The organism is Burkholderia sp. A9, from assembly GCF_000801975.1.
Genome location: NZ_JSZN01000025.1, coordinates 14,809 through 33,202 on the forward strand (window position 1 = coordinate 14,809; position 18,394 = coordinate 33,202).

15 protein-coding genes are annotated in these 18,394 nt (G+C 56.3%); 1 reads left to right on the top strand and 14 read right to left on the bottom strand.

Features of this window, described 5'->3' with window-relative positions; genetic code table 11:
* Positions 1-31 precede the first annotated feature (31 nt).
* Together PI86_RS11920 and PI86_RS11925 are read right to left on the bottom strand one after the other, a co-directional pair.
* Complete coding sequence (locus PI86_RS11920) at positions 32-1,489, bottom strand: hypothetical protein (RefSeq protein ID WP_235362744.1); 1,458 nt, start codon at positions 1,487-1,489, stop codon at positions 32-34.
* 75 nt (positions 1,490-1,564) lie between these two features.
* Entirely contained in the window at positions 1,565-2,587 is a 1,023-nt protein-coding gene (locus tag PI86_RS11925) for an acyltransferase family protein (protein WP_052319435.1), read from the bottom strand.
* Positions 2,588-2,733: 146 nt separating this feature from the next.
* Between PI86_RS11925 and PI86_RS17125 the strand changes: the two genes are divergently transcribed.
* Entirely contained in the window at positions 2,734-3,417 is a 684-nt protein-coding gene (locus PI86_RS17125; RefSeq protein WP_152608101.1) for a hypothetical protein, read from the top strand.
* 58 nt (positions 3,418-3,475) lie between these two features.
* Here PI86_RS17125 and PI86_RS11930 read toward each other — a convergent pair whose 3' ends face one another.
* The 12 genes from PI86_RS11930 to PI86_RS17350 form a co-directional block, all read right to left on the bottom strand.
* The gene (locus tag PI86_RS11930) at positions 3,476-4,840 is read right to left on the bottom strand and encodes a glycoside hydrolase family 71 protein (protein ID WP_039322390.1); all 1,365 of its coding nucleotides are present in this window, start codon (positions 4,838-4,840) and stop codon (positions 3,476-3,478) included.
* Between the two features lie 37 nt (positions 4,841-4,877).
* The gene (locus PI86_RS11935; RefSeq protein ID WP_052319436.1) at positions 4,878-6,137 is read right to left on the bottom strand and encodes a hypothetical protein; all 1,260 of its coding nucleotides are present in this window, start codon (positions 6,135-6,137) and stop codon (positions 4,878-4,880) included.
* Positions 6,125-7,225: a glycosyltransferase family 4 protein gene (locus PI86_RS11940; protein ID WP_235362745.1), complete on the bottom strand. Its 1,101-nt coding sequence runs from the start codon at positions 7,223-7,225 to the stop codon at positions 6,125-6,127. Before PI86_RS11940 ends, PI86_RS11935 begins: the two co-directional genes overlap by 13 nt.
* A 37-nt stretch (positions 7,226-7,262) precedes the next feature.
* Positions 7,263-8,357: a polysaccharide pyruvyl transferase family protein gene (locus PI86_RS11945; protein ID WP_039322396.1), complete on the bottom strand. Its 1,095-nt coding sequence runs from the start codon at positions 8,355-8,357 to the stop codon at positions 7,263-7,265.
* The gene (locus tag PI86_RS11950) at positions 8,344-9,396 is read right to left on the bottom strand and encodes a glycosyltransferase family 4 protein (protein WP_235362747.1); all 1,053 of its coding nucleotides are present in this window, start codon (positions 9,394-9,396) and stop codon (positions 8,344-8,346) included. The genes PI86_RS11945 and PI86_RS11950 overlap by 14 nt, the downstream gene beginning before the upstream one ends.
* A gap of 181 nt (positions 9,397-9,577) precedes the next feature.
* A complete protein-coding gene (locus PI86_RS11955; protein WP_039322458.1) occupies positions 9,578-11,803 on the bottom strand; it encodes a polysaccharide biosynthesis tyrosine autokinase in 2,226 nt (741 codons plus the stop codon).
* Between the two features lie 27 nt (positions 11,804-11,830).
* Entirely contained in the window at positions 11,831-12,268 is a 438-nt protein-coding gene (locus PI86_RS11960) for a low molecular weight protein-tyrosine-phosphatase (protein WP_039322399.1), read from the bottom strand.
* A gap of 51 nt (positions 12,269-12,319) precedes the next feature.
* A complete protein-coding gene (locus PI86_RS11965; RefSeq protein ID WP_152608102.1) occupies positions 12,320-13,405 on the bottom strand; it encodes a polysaccharide biosynthesis/export family protein in 1,086 nt (361 codons plus the stop codon).
* Between the two features lie 167 nt (positions 13,406-13,572).
* Complete coding sequence (locus tag PI86_RS11970; RefSeq protein ID WP_039322402.1) at positions 13,573-14,952, bottom strand: undecaprenyl-phosphate glucose phosphotransferase; 1,380 nt, start codon at positions 14,950-14,952, stop codon at positions 13,573-13,575.
* 372 nt (positions 14,953-15,324) lie between these two features.
* Complete coding sequence (locus PI86_RS11975) at positions 15,325-16,299, bottom strand: GlxA family transcriptional regulator (protein ID WP_039322405.1); 975 nt, start codon at positions 16,297-16,299, stop codon at positions 15,325-15,327.
* 657 nt (positions 16,300-16,956) lie between these two features.
* Complete coding sequence (locus tag PI86_RS11980; protein ID WP_039322408.1) at positions 16,957-17,223, bottom strand: hypothetical protein; 267 nt, start codon at positions 17,221-17,223, stop codon at positions 16,957-16,959.
* Between the two features lie 347 nt (positions 17,224-17,570).
* Positions 17,571-18,353, bottom strand: a complete 783-nt coding sequence (locus tag PI86_RS17350; protein ID WP_161792367.1) for a hypothetical protein — start codon at positions 18,351-18,353, stop codon at positions 17,571-17,573.
* Between the last annotated feature and the right edge of the window lie 41 nt (positions 18,354-18,394).

The window sequence follows — 18,394 nt, forward strand, 5'->3', positions numbered from 1 at the left end:
GAAATCCATCATCGATTTTCACGTCCCGATTTCACGAGGCGGCTGCCGGCTCCGATGCGATCTCAGCCTGCGGCATTGCACGCGATTGACGGGACGATTGCAACGCATACGCCATCGGCAGACCGAATAGCAGAACCCATCGCACTACGTAATACACGATCACATTCGAATCGAACAGGAAAAATAGAAACGGTATCGGCCAAATCACTGCCCGAAGAGGCAACCATCTTTCCGCCTTCCGCCCGATCCTGTTGTGCAGCACCAGGAGCATGGCAGGAATGACGAATGACAACATGTAACCAACAATGCCGAAATTGACGAGAAATTCACCAGGCATCCCGAACAGGAGGGTCGTCTTTTCCATTGTCGTCCGCTCGACATTGCGCACGATGTCACTCTTCTCCTTCGCGAAAGTGTCTGGCCGGTCGCCCCACAGCGCACTCGGCACGACCGATGCGACCGCGCCGACGAAGCTTCGCCCCATCGCGAGTTCAAAGGACGGCTTTTCTACCGTATCGATCGCCAGAATCTGCACGTCGAATCGAGAGAGGTCCCGAAAGAAAAAGGAACTCAAAGGCCCCATGCTGAGCTCCAACCCCCGCTGCTCCGCAAACCGTTGTGGCAGCTTTGCGAGGTCGGAATAGCCGAGACCCAACTTCAGCGGAATCAACAGGATACCGGTCAGCGCGACGGCGATGCCGAACAGGCGCGCCTTCCGCGGGTTAATCCTGTTCACGAACTCGTGGTAGATGAACAGCGCGAAGACGAGCACGAACACGATCCCTTGGCGACTCCCCGCCACCCCCGAAGACAGCCACCCCAATACTCCGAGCTGGACGAAAGCGATCGTCGTGATCAGCACATTTCTGCGTCGGCGAAGCATCAGGCACACGAAGACCCATAGAGGAGACGTATTGGCGAGAGCCTGAATCACACCGAGCCCGCGAAACGGATCGTAGTCCGTTCCATTGCTTTCCACACGCGTGTCGTAGAGCTGTGCGATGTGCGAATAGCCGCCAAGCTTGACGTACATGAACGCCAGCGCGCTGAGAGATAGGCATGCGAACAAGTACGCGAGGCCACCCACTCGCATGACCGGCCTGACCACCCGGAACCATGGGGCGAGTTCTCGACGGCGCGCAATCAACATCAACTGGACGACGAGGACACCCCCGATGCTGAGAAAGAACCATAGCATGACCGCGACGCTGTCTTGCGGCAGCAGTTTGAGGTAGATTTCGTCACCGGCGAGCAACTGCCAGAGCGGGAAAATACCGAAAAAAAACAGCAGGAATATCCGGAACCAGCGCACCGTCTGATTGACCGGTCGGATCGATGCGATCGCCAGCAGCAGCGTGCAGTTCAGAACCACGATGAACCCATGTGCACGCTCCGTATAAACGATCGCAAAGATGACGGTAGCCAGCAGGCCGATCATCAATGTGATGCCGACAGCCCACAGTCCGCTGCCGTGTTCACGTGCAATCATGTTCGCCCTCGTCGATTTCATTCTTTCCGTCCTCTTCGCAGCAATCGCTCTCACGTTCCGGATTGCTTCATCCCATCAAACACGCGAACTGCTCGCACCGATCGATCTATCGAAGACCGATCGTGTGGCACTGTTCAAATTCAACTCAAGCACCCGATGGCAAGCATATCCAACCCCAATTGCAGTCAGAGAGAGAAACGCGCATGACGCCACCGTGCCGACATGCACGCCACTGAGCGCAAGCAGCTTCGACGTCGCTGCCAGCACGAACGGGTGTGACAGATACAGCGAGTACGATGAATCACCCAGTGCCTTGGCAACATGGCCGACGAACGTACCGGATACGCGCCGGCTGAAGCGCTCGAGCCCCATGAAACCGGCCGACATGAACATGTAGGGCAGGCCGTACACCAGAACTCGGTTTTCCACGCTCGCGATGCCATCGAAGTACGCCAGCAGTGCGGCACCCAACGCCATTACAGCCACATCCACCACGACACTTCCTGAATACCGCTTCACGTACTGGAATGCAAAGATGCCCATCATGAACTCGAGGAGCAGCGGATGCGTAGCGAATTGCACGAACGGATTCCCAGTCGGAAACAGCCTCCCGGCCAACGGCAACGAGACGAGCAAGCCGCACACCATCGGCAACCGGATCTTGCGCGGAAATGACAACGTCGACGCAAAGATCAGATAGAACCAAAACTCATAGCTCAGCGTCCACCCCGTCTGTATCAGGAATTTCTCTCCGTTTGGTATCAACGTGAACGAATTGACAATCGACGTTACGCCGCCGCTACTGTTCACGAGCGCGTGGCTATACAGGTAGATCGCGAGCGCAACGGCGGACAACACCCAGTACAGTGGGATGATTCTCAACACACGCGCCTTCAGAAATTCGAATGCAGCAACACGTCGACCGTCGGTAACGTGACACATGATGAAACCGGAGATGATAAAAAATAGATCGACACCGGAACCGCCGAACTCCCAGCTCGCATTCGAACCTGAAAGCTGGCCTTGCTTGTGAATCACATGGCAAACGACCACTAGTACCGCTGCAACGGCTCGCAGATACTGAACTGAATACAGCATGTCAAATCCTCGTTATCCTGAACGTTATTCCATGGAGAGAGAACGTCATTGCTTCGCCTCTCACGGATGTCGCCGGCACCCTGAACGTTGGTGGATGAATCCGCTGCTCCGCCAGTCTCGAACTGGTATCCGAATTCAGACTTATCGTGGCCGATCTCGACGAATCCACCCCTTTCTTCGAACTATCCTGCTATTGTTTTCCGCTGCATCTTTCGATTAATGACACTTCGTTATCCAAGGTAATTTCCATGAACCGTCTCGTCCTACTTTTCGCGTACCTCGCTCTTTCCAGCACGTGCACATACGCCCAATCACCGCATTTTTTTATCGCCGGGCAATCTATGAGAGATATCCAGCCTGACGCGCCCCCCAGATTCGGGACGTATGGAAACAGCACCACATTTGGTTCATCGAGCAAGTTTTCATTAGCACGTGGTCTTGGCCGTGTGCTCGCCCGCAATAGCGAAAACGGTCCGAGCAGCATGTCCGGTCTAGGCAACTCACCCGGAGCCAATGCGATGTCGCGCCTGTCCGTCCTTAACGCTGCCAGCATCTATGGGCGGCACGACGGCAACCAATCAATGCTTGTTCCGTCTACGGCAGGCGCATTCGCCGTAACGGGCGTCACTACCACATACCTGCAGGGTGCGCGTACCAACATACAATCGAGATTGCCAGCATCCCGTTCGATCAGCCGAAACGTCAGCACCGCAATCGCACCAAACGCGAACGCCGCACTCAGGCAACACGCGTCAACCTTCGAGGTCTATCCGTATCCGACGTCGAATTCCGCCGTCACGGTTTATCCAATGCCGGGTGCCGTCAACTGAGAACCACCGCCGCACTCCCGAAATCCGATAACTCAGGTGGCAACCTCGGTACCAGGATCTACTGCAGGTCGCCACTTGCCCATCCGCTGTAGTAGTTGTATCGACTGCTGAAATCGTCACGGGTGATCGCCAATTCTCCCGCCGCATTCACGACGCTCCGGCCGTCGCGTTCGATCGAAAAAACCGGTACGCCCACGACACTTCCGACATCGACAAACGAAATTCCTGCGCGAAGCGGACGTCGCTCGATACTATCCGTCTGCCTTATTGCCAGCATTGCCGGACGTGTCAGAAACACCGTGACGAAAATGCGGTCGATCAGCCGCTCTTGTGGCATCTTCGGTGCAGCCAGCACATTTGACGCCACGAAACTTATTCCCGGATAGTTGACGGGCGTCGGGTGCAGTCGATAGAAGAAAAAAATTTCGTCGCGTACGATCGCAGGACGTGTCCCGCTCTTGAACCATTCGATGAAATAGCGCGACGCCTGCAGATACCCTTCATGATTCAGAATCGGCCCGAACCGTTTGTCGTAGACAACCTCGGTTCTCGCGGCACCAACGGGCGCAACGTAGGTCGATTCGGCCCAATCGTTCCACGTCACGATCTGAACCCAAGTCGCATTCGACTCGATCGCTGCGCGCCACTCTCGAGCCATTCCTGCAAATCCATGTGATTCAAACGCTCGATAGTTCGTACCCTCTGGCCTGCCTCGATAGTAGGGTGTGACAGGCGCCATGAAGCGCTTTCCGCTTACTCCCAGCGCTGCGGCCAACGTCCGCGTCGAGCGATCGATCAGCGCCGGATCGCCTGCCGCCCCGAAATAGAAGAAGCCTTCCGCCGGCCCGAGCCGTCGAACGATTTCTGCTGCCTCATTGGCACTAATCTCGCGCTCACCGGTACTCGGAACGAAATGCGGGATGAAATAGACACCAAGCGCTCTTGCGGTCTCGATCATTGACCGGCACCTCTCACCGTACTTTCCGCCAAGCGCATACGATGACACCACAGGTCTGCCGTCGATTTTCCACTGCGCACGGAGTTCCCGAACAGTAGAGACGATGTCCTCGAGTTCATCCTGTGCCTTGCCGTCTGCGGATACGAACAACTTGAACCGCCCATCGAATCTTTCTGCGGCCGCATAAATCGTCAGAGCTCTCGCCTTGTAGTACGGCTCCGACGCGTTCCATCCGCCGCAATTCAACGCGAATCCGTCGATTCCCGCGCTCAATGCATCGCGGATTTCACTCTCGTATTGATCGATGGTTGCATCTTTACCACCCCTTGGCCATGCCAGCATGTAATGCGCAAAGACTCGGCGGCCGACCGCCTCCGACACTGCGCTGAACGGCACTGCATGACACGAGGCCGGAATGCCGAGTCCGGCAACGACACTTGCCTTGATGAAAGATCGCCGCTTCATTCAATCTTGCCTCATTCTCGATTCAAAAGGCCGATCGTCATGCCGTGACGGATCGTTCGCCGACTCGGATCAACAGAAATGCCGATGATAGGAGGATGGCAAATGAGGCGATGCCGACGCCGCTGACCGCGCCCCCGACACCCATTTTCCACCCGAGTAACGAAACGGCACCCAACGTGACGATAACCTCCATCGAAGACATCTTGACGAAGGCCGTCTTGCTGCATGCATACAAATACAGCGATACGATCCTGCAGAGTAAAACCAGCAATGCACCCGACAGTACCGCAAACAGAAATCCCCATTGCGCCGTTTCGCTCCCGAGAGAACTGGTCGGGAAGAGTTTCACCTTCAACAATCCGTAGGATGCCGCAATCAGAATCGCGATCGATACGATCGCACACAGCGCCAGCCTTCGGCGGACGGCGTTCTCACGGAACGCTTCGGCGACCACAATCCAGCTTCCGTGCATCGCCAGCGACAGCGACTGGCCAAAATTGAATGCAAGATTATTGATGCTCTTGACGGCGCGATATAGGGCCGCGCCAGCCGGCCCGACCAGCACCGATACGATCAAAACATCAACATGCTTCGCGCCCGAAAAGATGGCGTTCGCATACCAGCTACTCAGCACCTCGTCACGTGCATGAGAAAAGAAATGGCGATACCAACCGAATATGCCACGGTTGTCCTCAGCACGTTGTGGTTCAACTTGTCCGGCGACGCTCCTCCGAAACCATAGATAGCATCCGAGCAGCATCGCGCCGTAAGCAGCCTCGATCAGCAACAGGAAGTCGGGAAGCAACGGCCTCCAGTCGCGGATTTCGATCAACAAGATCACCACGGATACCCGCGACAGGGCAGAGACCGTCGAAACGACGCAGACCACGATGCTCTTTCTGAATATCCGGAAAAATCCGAGCGAGAAATGCGACAGGCCATAACACGCAGGCGCCAGGACGAGCATAACCGGCCAATGCGGAATGATGATAGTGTCTGATCGACCCAATACCCAGCACGCAATGCAGAACAGCATCGTCGATGCCGTTGCGCTGATCGCGTCCAGCCGAATGAGGCTCGCGAATCGCGCGCGGATTCGTTCGATGGTGTAAATTCGCGACGAGCCGAAATTGAACGCATCGATCGCCACATACAGCAGCGCGAGAAGTGCGTACGATCTTCCCAGCAGCACTGGATCGAGATGGTGCAGCGCGAGCGTCACCGCGACGAAATTCCCGAGTGCGGGCAACCCCGCGCTCGCCGTAACATAGATGAACTCGCGATTCACCGCACGCATTGCTTCACCAGGTAGTTGCAGTATTCGTCGTAACTCGTCTGCAGAGCAGTGTACGAAAATGCCGATGCAAGTGCGCTTTGTCTAATGCTCATTTCGAATAGCCACCCCCGGTTGCGTGCAAGCCCACCAATCCGGCGGACGAGTTCGTCGACGGATCCGGGCTCGAACATGTCCTCTGCAGGAAGCACTTCCGGAATGCCACCTACCGTAGTTGCCAATGCCGGCGTACCGGACGCCATTGCTTCGAGCATCGCCCGCGGCAATCCCTCCTGGAACGACGGCAGCACGAAAAGATCCTGTTGGCTGACAATTTCACGAACCGTATCCGACGACACCTGACCGCTGAAGTGCACGATATCGCCGATCGCCAAGGAATCGGCCAGTTCCTCGAACCGTGCGCGGAGTGGGCCGTCACCGACCAACGTCAATTGGATCTTCACACCTTGCCGCAACAAGCGTGAGACAGTCTCCAGCAGTACGGCATGGCCCTTGCTGTGATTGTGCATCATCGCGACATTGACAATCCTCAGCGCGCCAGTAGCGCTGAACGTCTCCAGATCGCGAACCGAGAACGACGAGTCCGGCAGATAGACATCGCTAAACCCGAACGGTTTGCTGTCAGGTCCCGCTGGATATTTTGTCTGCAAGTAGGCTCGCGTCACATATCGGACTGAGCGCGCATGGCGTACGGCGAACCGGGTCGCCCGACAGTGAATGCTTCCGGCAATTTTTCGCAACGGATGGTCAGATGCCCCGTCCTTGAAATAGTCCTCCGGATCGGCCACGACTTCCACCGAGAATTCTTTGCCCGATACCAGACAAACGAGCATGGAAATGATCGCGATATTTCCGGGAAAGCGGATCACGAGCGTTTCTGCATCTCGGACTACGCCAAACACACGAGCGAAGAGTCTGGGCAAACTCGCCAACAATGCTCTGCCCCCCCGATTCTCGCCAACCGTGACGAACGACACTCCCGTGCCCGTCACCACGGATCCCACCCGCCTGGAAGACGGGAATGAACGTGCGACAATGCGCACATCCTCGAAGGCGTGGACAAATCGCCTGGCGAACTTCTCGTATCCCATGTGAGGACTTAAGATTTCCGTCCCTACGCGGGCGAAATTACCGTCCATAATGAACGTGATTGAATTTCTCGACTTCACGGCGAATCCTTCCGGTCATTTCCTTGTATCGGCCTACGTCGGCTTGTTCCATATGGCGCCAGTACTCGGTATCCGTTTCTGCGAGCTGCCGGGCCAATGCAGCAACCCTGTCTGGATCGAAATCGCTCGCGTGAAAGACAAATCGGGACAAGCCAAGGTCCGCGAACGCCGACTTGCCCTTGCGCTCGTATGCGATGTGGACACTGGGCACACCCGCAAGAATGCTTTCGAGACTACCGTGCAGTCTCACCGAGATCACAAGCGGACGAAGATGCTCGATGGCGTCCTTCAACTGGGTCGCCTCACCAATGCCGAACTGTTCGCGATAGAAGACGTCATCGCCATTTCCCCTTCCGCTACTCTGTAATGCGAATTTCGCATCGGGAAGCAGTTCGACAAGCCGCCGAATGTTTGCGAGATACTTTCCCCGGTAATCTTTTCCCTTCAGATCTCGGAATACAAAGCAGATGGGACGGTTGCCGCCGAATTGCTCCGGGGCTGCGTCCATACTTCGCTTAGATTCACCGATCTCTAGTACGACAAGATCGCCGATACGTTCGCTGTTCGGATGGCCGAGTTCGGCCGGGCTTTTGTCGTCACGCAGGAATATGAGGTCGACGTTTCGCCGAACCAGCCGCGCCAGTAGCTTGCCCGCGAGGGATTCAAAAGGACCGACACTTTGCGGCAGATAGATGGAGATGGATCGGCGGTACAACGCGGTACACAACAGCTGACTCCCGTGCGCCAGAAGCGATTTCCAACCCTCACTGCCGTAGGAAGCGCGCAGGTAACCGCCACCGACACCGAAAAATATCGTCGCGCGTGATGTTCCAGCCCGTTGGACGGAGTCGATCAAGAAGTGCTTCCATGACCAGATCCTGATCGCTGCATCGTCGAGATAGTCTCGAAACGACCTCGGATCGAGGCAAACAACCGTCACGATCCCGACGATTCCGGCGTCGCGGATTGCCTTCAGGCTCAGTTTGACGAGCAACCCATCTCCGCTGTTTCTCGAGCTATAGGCGTGAAGCAGGTAGACGTCAGGTGTTTTCATAGGTTTGCATCAGCGATTTGAGAAAGCGATCGATTCGGAACGTCTGCTCGAACACGTGACGCGCGTTTCCGCCCATCCGTCGACATTCCTCCTCGGTCAACCGGTTCAGGTTTTCAGCGAGACATCGTCCGCTCAGATCTCTCAAAATGATTCCGTTGTAGCCGTGGATCACCTGTTCTGGCAGTGAACTCTCACCCGACACTACGATCACCTTCCCCGCCCGCATGGCTTCGATCGGAACGAGCGCCAATCCCTCCCAGCGCGACGGAACAATCACGACGTCCATCTCCCGCATCGCAGACTTCGTAGATGCCGGATCGAGCCAGCCGTGATATGTGATCTTCGATTCGCCTCCCCCCGATGGTGCAACACCGCCACGAACAGCCATTCCATAGACATGAATCTCGAGGTTCGGCTTCAGGTCCGGTATCGCATCCAGCACGATGTCGAATCCTTTTTGATAATCCAGTCGTCCGAAATAACCGACACGTATCTTCGAGTCGCTGGGAGACGGTAACGAGCCTGCTGGAACAGGAGGCTGGTAATCAGCAGCGATGCCCGTGTAGATAAAATCGATCTTCGACATCGGCAACCCGTAGCGGCGAGCCGCCCGCAATTCGTCGAATGACATGCAAAGAATTCGCGTACATCGATTCGCCAGACGACGCTCAATCGTTCCATAGACGAACTTCCGTACAAGCGAAACGTCCTTCTTCAAAAACGCCCATGCGTGCGGCGTATAGATCACCTTGGCACGCTCATATCGGTGCAATCGCACATAGAGGCCCGGAAACGTGCTATGGCAATGAATGACGTCCGCATCCAGCGTCCGCAACACGTTCCTGATACCGGACGCGATCTTCATGATGCGAATTGGATTTCGGCTGGATCGATAATTGATCAACCTGAGACCAAGAATATCTTCAGGACTGGCGATATTCTCCTGGTCGCATAGCAAGATCACTTCATTACCCAGCAATATTTGCTCGCGCATCAACGCGCTCACATAGCTGGCTATTCCACCAACCCAGGTTTCCACGACATGAACTATCTTCACGGATCACCACGACATGCTATCGATATATTCACTTCGTCAATCCAATTAAAACAATTAATTAGATGACGATTCTCATATGGCATCGGCGCAGTAGCGTCCTGCCCGACGGTATGGTCGAGAGACCGTGCTGATGGCGCCTTTGACGGAATCTCTATAAACTCCGTCAACGACGCAAATCCTTCGCATTAGATGCGTAGTCGTACTGTACGTATCGATACGCACCGTATTTCGATCGATATCCAAACGCGCGGGCATCGACACCATTGAAGACGACGCCCCTCAAGCGAGCCGAAATTCTGTCTAGCATCTTCGCCGCCTCGGTCAATTCGCTGATGGTCGTCTGCTTGAACCGGGCAACCAAGAACGTAGTCGCACAATGCGGTGCGATGATGCTGGTGTCAGACACCGCAAGCACTGGCGGCGTATCGAGAATGACCAGGTCATAACTCGCGCTCATTTCATCGAACAAACGAATTGTGCGCTCGCTCAGCAATAGTTCAGACGCCTGCGGCGGGATGGCTCCCGTACTGATGAAATCCAGCCCATCAGAGACATTCCTGTGAATCACCTCAGGCAAGGTCTTCTGGCCTGAAAGCAAGTCCGAAAGCCCGCCCTCACGTTTGACGCCCATGTACTCGTGCAGATGTCCGCGACGCATGTCGGCGTCGACAAGCAGCACGCGGCGACCGCCAGACGCGATGACAGCCGCGAGGTTCGAGGCGATGAACGATTTTCCGACGCCCGGGCTTGGCCCCGTCAACAGCAGACGATTATTCTCAGCGTCGAGCGTTGCAAATCCGAGTGCTGTCCGGAAGCTCCTGAGAGATTCGATCGACGGCTCATGCGGACTCTCGTCCGCAAGCAGCATCCGGTGTTTCTCATCGCTAGAGCTCAGTTCGCGCTGTGACTGCGAGAAAGGAATCGTTCCGTAGACGCTCAACCCCGTATTGCGCTCGATGTCTTCCGAGTTCATCACACCACCATACAGCGCCTCGCGTGCAACAGCGGCGATAACCCCGAGCATTAGCCCCATGATTGCGGACAGCACGACTACCATTGGCTTACGCGGCTTCACTGGCTCTTCCGGCACGCGAGCGTTATCGACCTCCCGTACGTTGCCTACTTTCCCCGCCGCTACGAGCTTGAGCTGCTGAACGTTGTTCAGCATGCCGATGTAAAGATCATTATTGACCTGTACGTCGCGCATCAGCCGCAACTCGTCCTGTTCAACATTCGGGAATGTCTGCATCCGGCTCGACAGCTCGCCAACCTTCGCCTTCATGTTCGCTATTTGTCGATCGAGCGCCTGCACTGCCGGATGACCATCTGCGAACCTCGTAGCCGCTTCTGCGCGCTTTTGCTGCAGATCGAGAAGCGCTGCCTGAGATGTCACGCTGTCCTGCAAGTACGCCTGAGCTTCAATGCCGAGGTTGAACGTTCCTCGCCGATTACGCATCGCGTTATAACGGGTCTCAGACAGCTCGAGATCGCGCTTTATTTTCGGGACGACACCCTCCAGAAAGGCAAGCGATTTCTCCGCCTCGGCCGATTTTCGCTTGATGTTCTGGGCGACGTAAGCGGACCCGATCGTATTGAGAATATTCGCAACGTCATCGGGGTCCTTGCCTTGTAAGGACGCGCTGATCACGTTGCTCTGTTTTCCGACTTCCTCGATGGTCAGATCCTTCTGCAACTTCTCGAGCGTCTTCAGTTTGGAGTACCTGACGATCTTGAAAGCCGCGCCCGGCACGCCTTGGATTCCCGCAATCTTCACCACGAACGAGCCAGCACTTTGATTAGATTCGACGCGTTTCCCGATCTCTCCTTCGATCGGATGATCCAGATCCGATTGATCCACTCGGTAGCGGCCGTTCGGCAGCACCGTCAGCTTGAACGTGCGCTCCAGGAATTTCGATGGCACATCGAAAGTGTCAACGTCGATCGATTCCGTGCCCCAACAGAATCCTCCGATGCCGAACAGACCCGGGGTCGGCAGTCTGTCCGCGCGAGATGCGATTGTTGCTCCGATAAGCGGAAAGTACGAGGGTTTCGCGTCGATATACAAACGGAGGTTTTCGACAGCGTTGTCGACGACCATCCGAGAACCGAGAATTTCAATTTCCGCAGCAGCTTCGGTTTTGACGTCGAAAAGCGACGAGATGTCACCAAGCAGACTCGCCGCACTCCCCGGACTTTCCTCGACCTGAATCAGGATGTTGGATTCATATATCGGGCTTGCCAGAAACGCATATGCTGTTCCGATGGCTAGCACAATAGCTGCCACACTCACGACCAGCCACCGATTGGACAGAACGAGGTCGAGATAGCGGACCAACTCCGATTCGTCGTCGAAATCCGTATCTACAACCCGGCTTGAGGATCTATTCATTATCACGGCCTGTTCATTTTTCATTGTCTATCGCAACGCTTTGATTCGTGGCACCCAGGCTTCCACACCTTTCTGGATCAACGCCAGCGAGTATCGAAATTCGGAGATCGGCCGTCTGTATGGATCCGGGACGTCGATCCGATCCTGTTCGCAAAGCCGAAAGATCTTTCCGAACGTCGATGGATATCGTTCGATTACCTCCCTCTTTTGCCTATCGTCCATAACGAGAATCAGATCGGCTCGACTTGTCATTACCGCGGTTAGTTGTTGAGCGCGATGCGCCGAGATATCCGTACCAGCCTCTGCCGCCACAGCGATCGCCGAAATGTCCGCCGGCTCCCCGACTAATGCCGAGATGCCGGCCGAAGTCACGGAAATGTCCAGCAGCCTTTCGCGGAGCAATCCCTCTGCAATCGGACTTCGGCACACGTTGCCGATACACACAACCAAGATATTTCGAATCATCCCGGCACTCCGCCTATCCATGTCGCACGCGCACGCTCGAATTTACCCGCGTCATTTGGTGACGATGGCAGCGGTCAACCCAGCATTCACCGCAGGAAGTAACAGGCTCAGCACACGGCTGAATCTGACCAGGCTATTGCCATCGACATAGACGATATCCTTCGGCCGCAGTTCGAACTGGTTCGCGAGCACCATCGATACCGGCGATCTCGCATCGAGGTGGAAGACCCGCGGCACGCTACTTTTCGTTTTACGAATAACATAGATTTGAGCAGCATCCGCAGTCGACGAATTGATGCTGCCTGCCTGCGAAATAGCGTCGCTGATCGATAGCTTCCCGTTCTGGAACGGTATGGCCGTCACTGGCTTGTTGACTTCGCCGAGCACGTACACGCCGTTTTCGTCTCGTGGTGCTACGCGCAAGACATCGCCTGATTTCAAAAGAATTTCCGAAGGGTTTTCGCCTCTCGACAGTGTCGACGAAAGGTCGAGCGGATACGTCACGCCATCCCGGACAAGCGTCATGCGGCTCTGGTCGGCAGCCGCGGTAAATCCACCGGCACGGCTGATCGCCTCGTAGAGCGTCATTGGCACATCATTGATCTGCTGAACGCCGGGTGCATGCACTTCACCGTCGACATACATCTGCTTCGCGCGATATGACGCTACGCGTACGGTCAATTGCGGATTGATGAACACCATCGACAGCTTGGCACGCAACACGCCGCGCAACTCATCGACTGTCCGACCGACAGCCTGTGTGTCGCCAATGTACGGAAACTGGACGTTGCCATTACCGTCAACGACAAAACCCTGTGTAGGATCAGCTGTACGAGTAACATTCTGTGGCGACGTTCCAAGCGCCGCCGCGAGTTCCGGATGATCCCAGACAGTGATCTGAAGAACATCGCCTATCCCGAGACGATACGGAGTCGACTTTGCCAACAGTGACCGACTCCGCTCCGCATCTTCAGCAGCGTCTGCTTCCCGCAGTTTATGAATAAGAGTTAGATCAATGTTGGAAATCGGCACCTCGATCTGACTGGACGGCGCTGACGGCGCATCCCCCGCAACCGGGAGCGTAGGCGTTCCGTTCATCTTCATACCAGGAGCGACCCCGCAAGCCGAAAGCGCCATGCAAAGCACAACTTTCGACGTCCAGCGGACGAAACGGCATTGAACATCCGATGCTGCTCGGACAACCGAACTTAGTCTCAATTCCACCACCTCAATTTGTTGCAGAAGACTTAATCAACATTCCTGAACTCTAGACCGTTGGCATTGCATCCATTCCGCGCTTTCTATCAGTAGGCGTGCTTGCTCATGAATCCGTGCACGATCGTTTTAAAGACAATCTGGATGTCTAAACCAAGAGACCAATTGTTCAGGTAATAGAGGTCGTGATCGACACGTCCCTGCATTTTCTCGATTAGGTCCGTTTCTCCACGATATCCGTTGATTTGCGCCCAACCAGTGATTCCCGGTTTGATCCGATAGCGATGGATGTATCCATCCACAATCTTCCGATAGAGCTCATCGTGCTCAATCGCGTGCGGCCGCGGCCCGACGACCGACATCTCGCCACGCAGCACATTCAGGAATTGCGGCAACTCATCGAGGCTCGTCCGCCTGAGAAAGCGCCCGACACGCGTAATGCGGGAATCAGTCTTCGTAGCCTGCGTCACCACACCGGTCGCTTCGACATGCACACGCATTGACCGGAACTTGAAGATCTTGAATTCGCGTCCGTCAGCGCCCTTGCGGAACTGCCTGAAAAAGACGGGCCCGGGCGACGACAGCTTGACTGCGATCCCGATCATCACCATCAGCGGCATCAGTAATAGCAGCGCGATCGCGGCGAACAGACGATCGAAGATTTCCTTCTGGAGCACCGCGTGGCGCGGCAGCGGGGATGCGACGAGGTTGATCGCCGGCACGCCGACCAGATCGATCATCGCGCCGTCGAACAACGCGACGCTGCGCACATCCGGGATGAAGCGGATATTCACAAGTTCGTCGACGAACTCATTAACAAAGCGCAGCATCGTCGCCTCTTCTGACAGCGGCAATGCGAGCCAGATCTCCTGCACGCCGCTGTCGCGCACGTGCTTGGCAAATTTGTCGAAATCGCTAAACGTCAGAACGCGCGCATGCAACGCGTCCACAACAGGACGCAAATCTAAAATCGCGGTTGCTCGGAATCCGCTGGCCAGGGAGTCATCCAGTTTCCGTGCCACGTGATGGCAGTGCTGCCCGTAGCCGACCACCGCGACACTACGCAGATTGAGACCGGCATGGCGCACACCCCGCAGCGCCGTATGCGTGACGACACGTAACACAATCAGCGCGCCACCCGTGATCGCGGTCCAGTAGACGAACCACAGCCGCGAGATGGCGTCCGCTCGATGCAGAGAAAACATCAGAATGATCCCGCACGCCTGCACGACGAGCCATGCGAGCGAGACCTTCCCGATCAACCTCAACATCGAACGGCCGCGCCACGATTCGTACACGCCGAACGTCGGAAACAGCACGAGTGAAGACGCAATGGCAAACATCACGACGGCACTGCCGAAATGATTGTCGGCCGCCGTTAGAAAACGAAACTTCGAAGCCACGAGCGAACCCACGACTATCAGCACGACATCGAGAAGACGTGCCAGCAACCCTTGTAGTCCGAGCATTTTTCAATCCTCCGTCTCAATCCGAGTCATGCAAATCACTGGTCATTCAGCGACACCCGGAGGTGTTGTCGAGGCGAACGATGTCGTTTTCGCTGAGATACGATTCCAATTTCACTTCAATGATCTCGAGTTCCGGCGACAGCTGCGCGTGGATGCGGATCCCAAACCCATTCCCGTTCTCGACGCAACCGCGTCCGAATCCATCACCGCATCGTTGGCTCCGACGACGACCCTAGTTCTTTCGGATCGGTCCCGTTTCGCCGCACATTATTTCTGCGTATTTCGCGATACATTCTGGAGTCCTATTCTCTTTCTGGATAATTTCGAACCAAAATTAAACCCGTTCTTCCGCCGAAGCTCATCCAGCCTTTCCTACACCCCTCGTTCCGTCTCGTTCGAGCGTGCGCGGAACCGGTATTCCGAGGGCGTCACGTCGAGGTGTCGCCGGAAAATCTTGGCCAGGCGATCCCCATTCCCCCATCCGCATTGCCGCGCGATCGTGCCGATCGGCAAGTCGGTTTCCATCAATAGCTGCACCGTGCGCTCCAGGCGGACCTGCAGCAGAAATTCGGATGGCGTCATTCCGATTTCCTGCTTGAAATGCCGCAGGAAGTTCCGCTCGCTCATTGCAGCAACACGCACCGCATCGCTGACGGATATGGCTCTTCCACAGTTCTTCCGCAACCAGCTCGCCGCGGAACGGACCCGGTCGACAGGCGCGCCATTGCGCACGCCACCATGCTGCGCGGCCGTTTCGAATGCGTCGTTCAGCGCGAGTCGTGCCGCAATTCCACGCACCGCATCGCCGCCCAGGTCACGTTCGATGAGCGCCAAAGCTGCTCTTGCCGGCTCGTAGCCACTGCAACCGACGTGCACGGCATCCATCGCGTCGATCGCGGTCGAATCCATTCGCACGGCATCGATCAACATCCTGCCTTCGCCGATCGTCTCGACCATGCCTGCCTTCGGCAGCACGATCCGCAACCAGTCAATCACCCGAGCGTCGCGCGCCGCGCGCCGCGCACCTTCTCCGCCTGCAACGAAGAGCGCGTCGAATGCGTGTGCCGATCCTGAATCGCATGCAAATGTCCGCACGCTGATGGCCGACGACCAGACGATGTTTCCACCTTTCGACGAATAGAAGCGAATGTCGTACAGAGGATTCCCGGTCGCGCGCGGCGCATAGATTTCATTGGCTACCTCGAACACCTCGAACACTGCGCCCGCCGCAAACAACGAGAATCCCTCGAAGACGACAAAGCCGATATCCCGATTCTTGCGTGACCGCTTTCCTCCAACATCTACTGCCGCCTCATCTCCCGAATGATCGACACTCGTGTGCGTCATAGCGTGCTCTCGGACATTCAGTCCAACAAACTTCTTCCGTTCTGGATCGATGTTTTGCTCCGTTGCGACGCATCATACCGACGGCGCCGAATGGCGTTTAAACGCTGGCCGATTCGAACAAACAGTCGTCGGATTAGTCTGCGGGATTTCCCTGATCGGCCAAATGTTGGCGGTTTCTGACTACCTCGTCGCAGCGGAATGGATGACGATGAACCTGCAGAAACAGCCGCAATCGCAACACAGGCGAGGGGTATGCGACGATGGCGATTCTGCGATCGCAGCGTCGTGGTGTGCGCCGCTAGTGGTTAGTCGCTCGGCAAGGTGCGCGCCGCCTGCGTGCATGGATCACGGTGTCGTGCGATGTGATGCGACATGATCCTGCATCGGCGGGATCACCCTTGAACTAGCCGATTCGGCGTCGGGAGCACCGACAACGCAGCGGCGCAACGCGATCAGGGCCGGTCATGAATTTCCTGCGTCGATGCGCCATATTCGGCCATGAGCACCGCACCAAGCCGACTAGCCAGGATCCGCCATACCGGTGCTCGCCGACGACGCGATGCAGCAATCCGTGCGTTCAGTTTCTTGTGTTTTTCGAGCTACGGACGGTTGATACTCGCACCAGCCGCATGGCGGTGCACACGCGAAGCGTGTCGCCTACGACATCACCGCGCTTGCAATGAGAGACGCGACAGCTGCCGGTAGCGCGAACATGGCTGACAGCGCCATTTTTTTCAAGATTCGTGCTCGCGCCACCTCACGCGAGCCCCGGGCTCGACGCGACCGAAATTCGAGCAGCAGTAGAGCCTGCCCATGTCGCGCGCCGGCCCACATACCCGACGCAGCGCTGAAGATGAGATAGACGAGAACCCACATGAAACAGATCCTCGAGAAGATCAGAAGAGCGACGTTCATATCGGCCATGCTCCGTTGTCGGCAAGGTCTCGCGCATCAGGATGTGCTCGATTCGATGCCGCTAGCGTACATTGCAATGCAGCATGTCGGACATGACAATCACTCCGTCGATTCCGCCAATCGGTTACCGTGTGTTTGCTACCAGTAACGCGTGTCGCCGGACGCTACCCGGAAGGAAGGAACGCTGCGACCTCAGGTTATGAAGCCAGACGCACGACGGATCCGCGGCAATCAGCCTGGCTTCCCATTCTGAAAGCATGTAGATTTCGATACTGTTCGTACTGCTTCTTAACTCGCGATTCAGTACGACACGTATCGTCTTGCTGGTCCACGATTCGAACGACGGCGAAAGACACTCACCGCACGTGCCGTTCGACCCGTGAGGAATAAAAAGGCCTGCGCGCGAGACGACCGCGCGCAGGCAAAATTCCGAGGAGAAATCCGGGGTGAAAGTGTCTCCTCGAAAGGCCAGACCAAAGACTAACGTCGAATCTACTGTTTCGAAATGAGATGGCGGCTTCGACCACGATCATGGCCGAATGAAATTGTATCGATGCACGCGCATGCGCTTCTCGGGATGCATTGCGCCGTAAATTCAGGCTCTCTGGGGCAATTGGCGGATTGCTTCGATGTTTTGGCCGACGAGCGTCATCGCGGCCCGCCATGATGAAATACATGCAGACGGACATCCACCGGTCGTGCATCGACAAAGCCCGCACGTCTTGCCGGTGGCTGAGTTGCATTCGAGCGCGGCACGATGCCCGTGCACTTCGACAGACTTCCAGGAGACGATCCGCATGGTTCCGCCGGACACGTTCTTGCGCGCCGTCGATGCACCCCCGCGCGTTGCGATTGACCTGATCATCTCGAATGGCGATGGCGCCCACCTGCTCGGCCACCGAGTCAATCGTATCGCGCACGACAAACTCGGATGCAGCAGTCTGGAACAGGCCGATATCGAACTTATCGGCATCTATGACCGCATCTATGAAGACAAGCTCGGCAGCGAGCCCGGCATCTCGACGCATGATGTCGTGATGGGACGCGAGCGCCGTGGCAAGTTCGACCTCGTGTCGCTGCCGGATGCCCAGCACACCGCATACCGATGGGCGACCGCCGACGCGATCATCGTCGATCAAACGATTCGTCCGAAATCGAGCATGCGCCGCGCCCGGATACA

Bases quoted from the DNA above. Each gene is read 5' to 3' on its own strand.
- PI86_RS11920 (WP_235362744.1), bottom strand. From the start codon at position 1,489: ATGATTGCACGTGAACACGGCAGCGGACTGTGGGCTGTCGGCATCACA.
- PI86_RS11925 (WP_052319435.1), bottom strand. From the start codon at position 2,587: ATGCTGTATTCAGTTCAGTATCTGCGAGCCGTTGCAGCGGTACTAGTG.
- PI86_RS11930 (WP_039322390.1), bottom strand. From the start codon at position 4,840: ATGAAGCGGCGATCTTTCATCAAGGCAAGTGTCGTTGCCGGACTCGGC.
- PI86_RS11935 (WP_052319436.1), bottom strand. From the start codon at position 6,137: ATGCGTGCGGTGAATCGCGAGTTCATCTATGTTACGGCGAGCGCGGGG.
- PI86_RS11940 (WP_235362745.1), bottom strand. From the start codon at position 7,225: ATGGGATACGAGAAGTTCGCCAGGCGATTTGTCCACGCCTTCGAGGAT.
- PI86_RS11945 (WP_039322396.1), bottom strand. From the start codon at position 8,357: ATGAAAACACCTGACGTCTACCTGCTTCACGCCTATAGCTCGAGAAAC.
- PI86_RS11955 (WP_039322458.1), bottom strand. From the start codon at position 11,803: ATGAATAGATCCTCAAGCCGGGTTGTAGATACGGATTTCGACGACGAA.
- PI86_RS11960 (WP_039322399.1), bottom strand. From the start codon at position 12,268: ATGATTCGAAATATCTTGGTTGTGTGTATCGGCAACGTGTGCCGAAGT.
- PI86_RS11965 (WP_152608102.1), bottom strand. From the start codon at position 13,405: ATGGCGCTTTCGGCTTGCGGGGTCGCTCCTGGTATGAAGATGAACGGA.
- PI86_RS11970 (WP_039322402.1), bottom strand. From the start codon at position 14,952: ATGCTCGGACTACAAGGGTTGCTGGCACGTCTTCTCGATGTCGTGCTG.
- PI86_RS11975 (WP_039322405.1), bottom strand. From the start codon at position 16,299: ATGACGCACACGAGTGTCGATCATTCGGGAGATGAGGCGGCAGTAGAT.
- PI86_RS11980 (WP_039322408.1), bottom strand. From the start codon at position 17,223: ATGGCCGATATGAACGTCGCTCTTCTGATCTTCTCGAGGATCTGTTTC.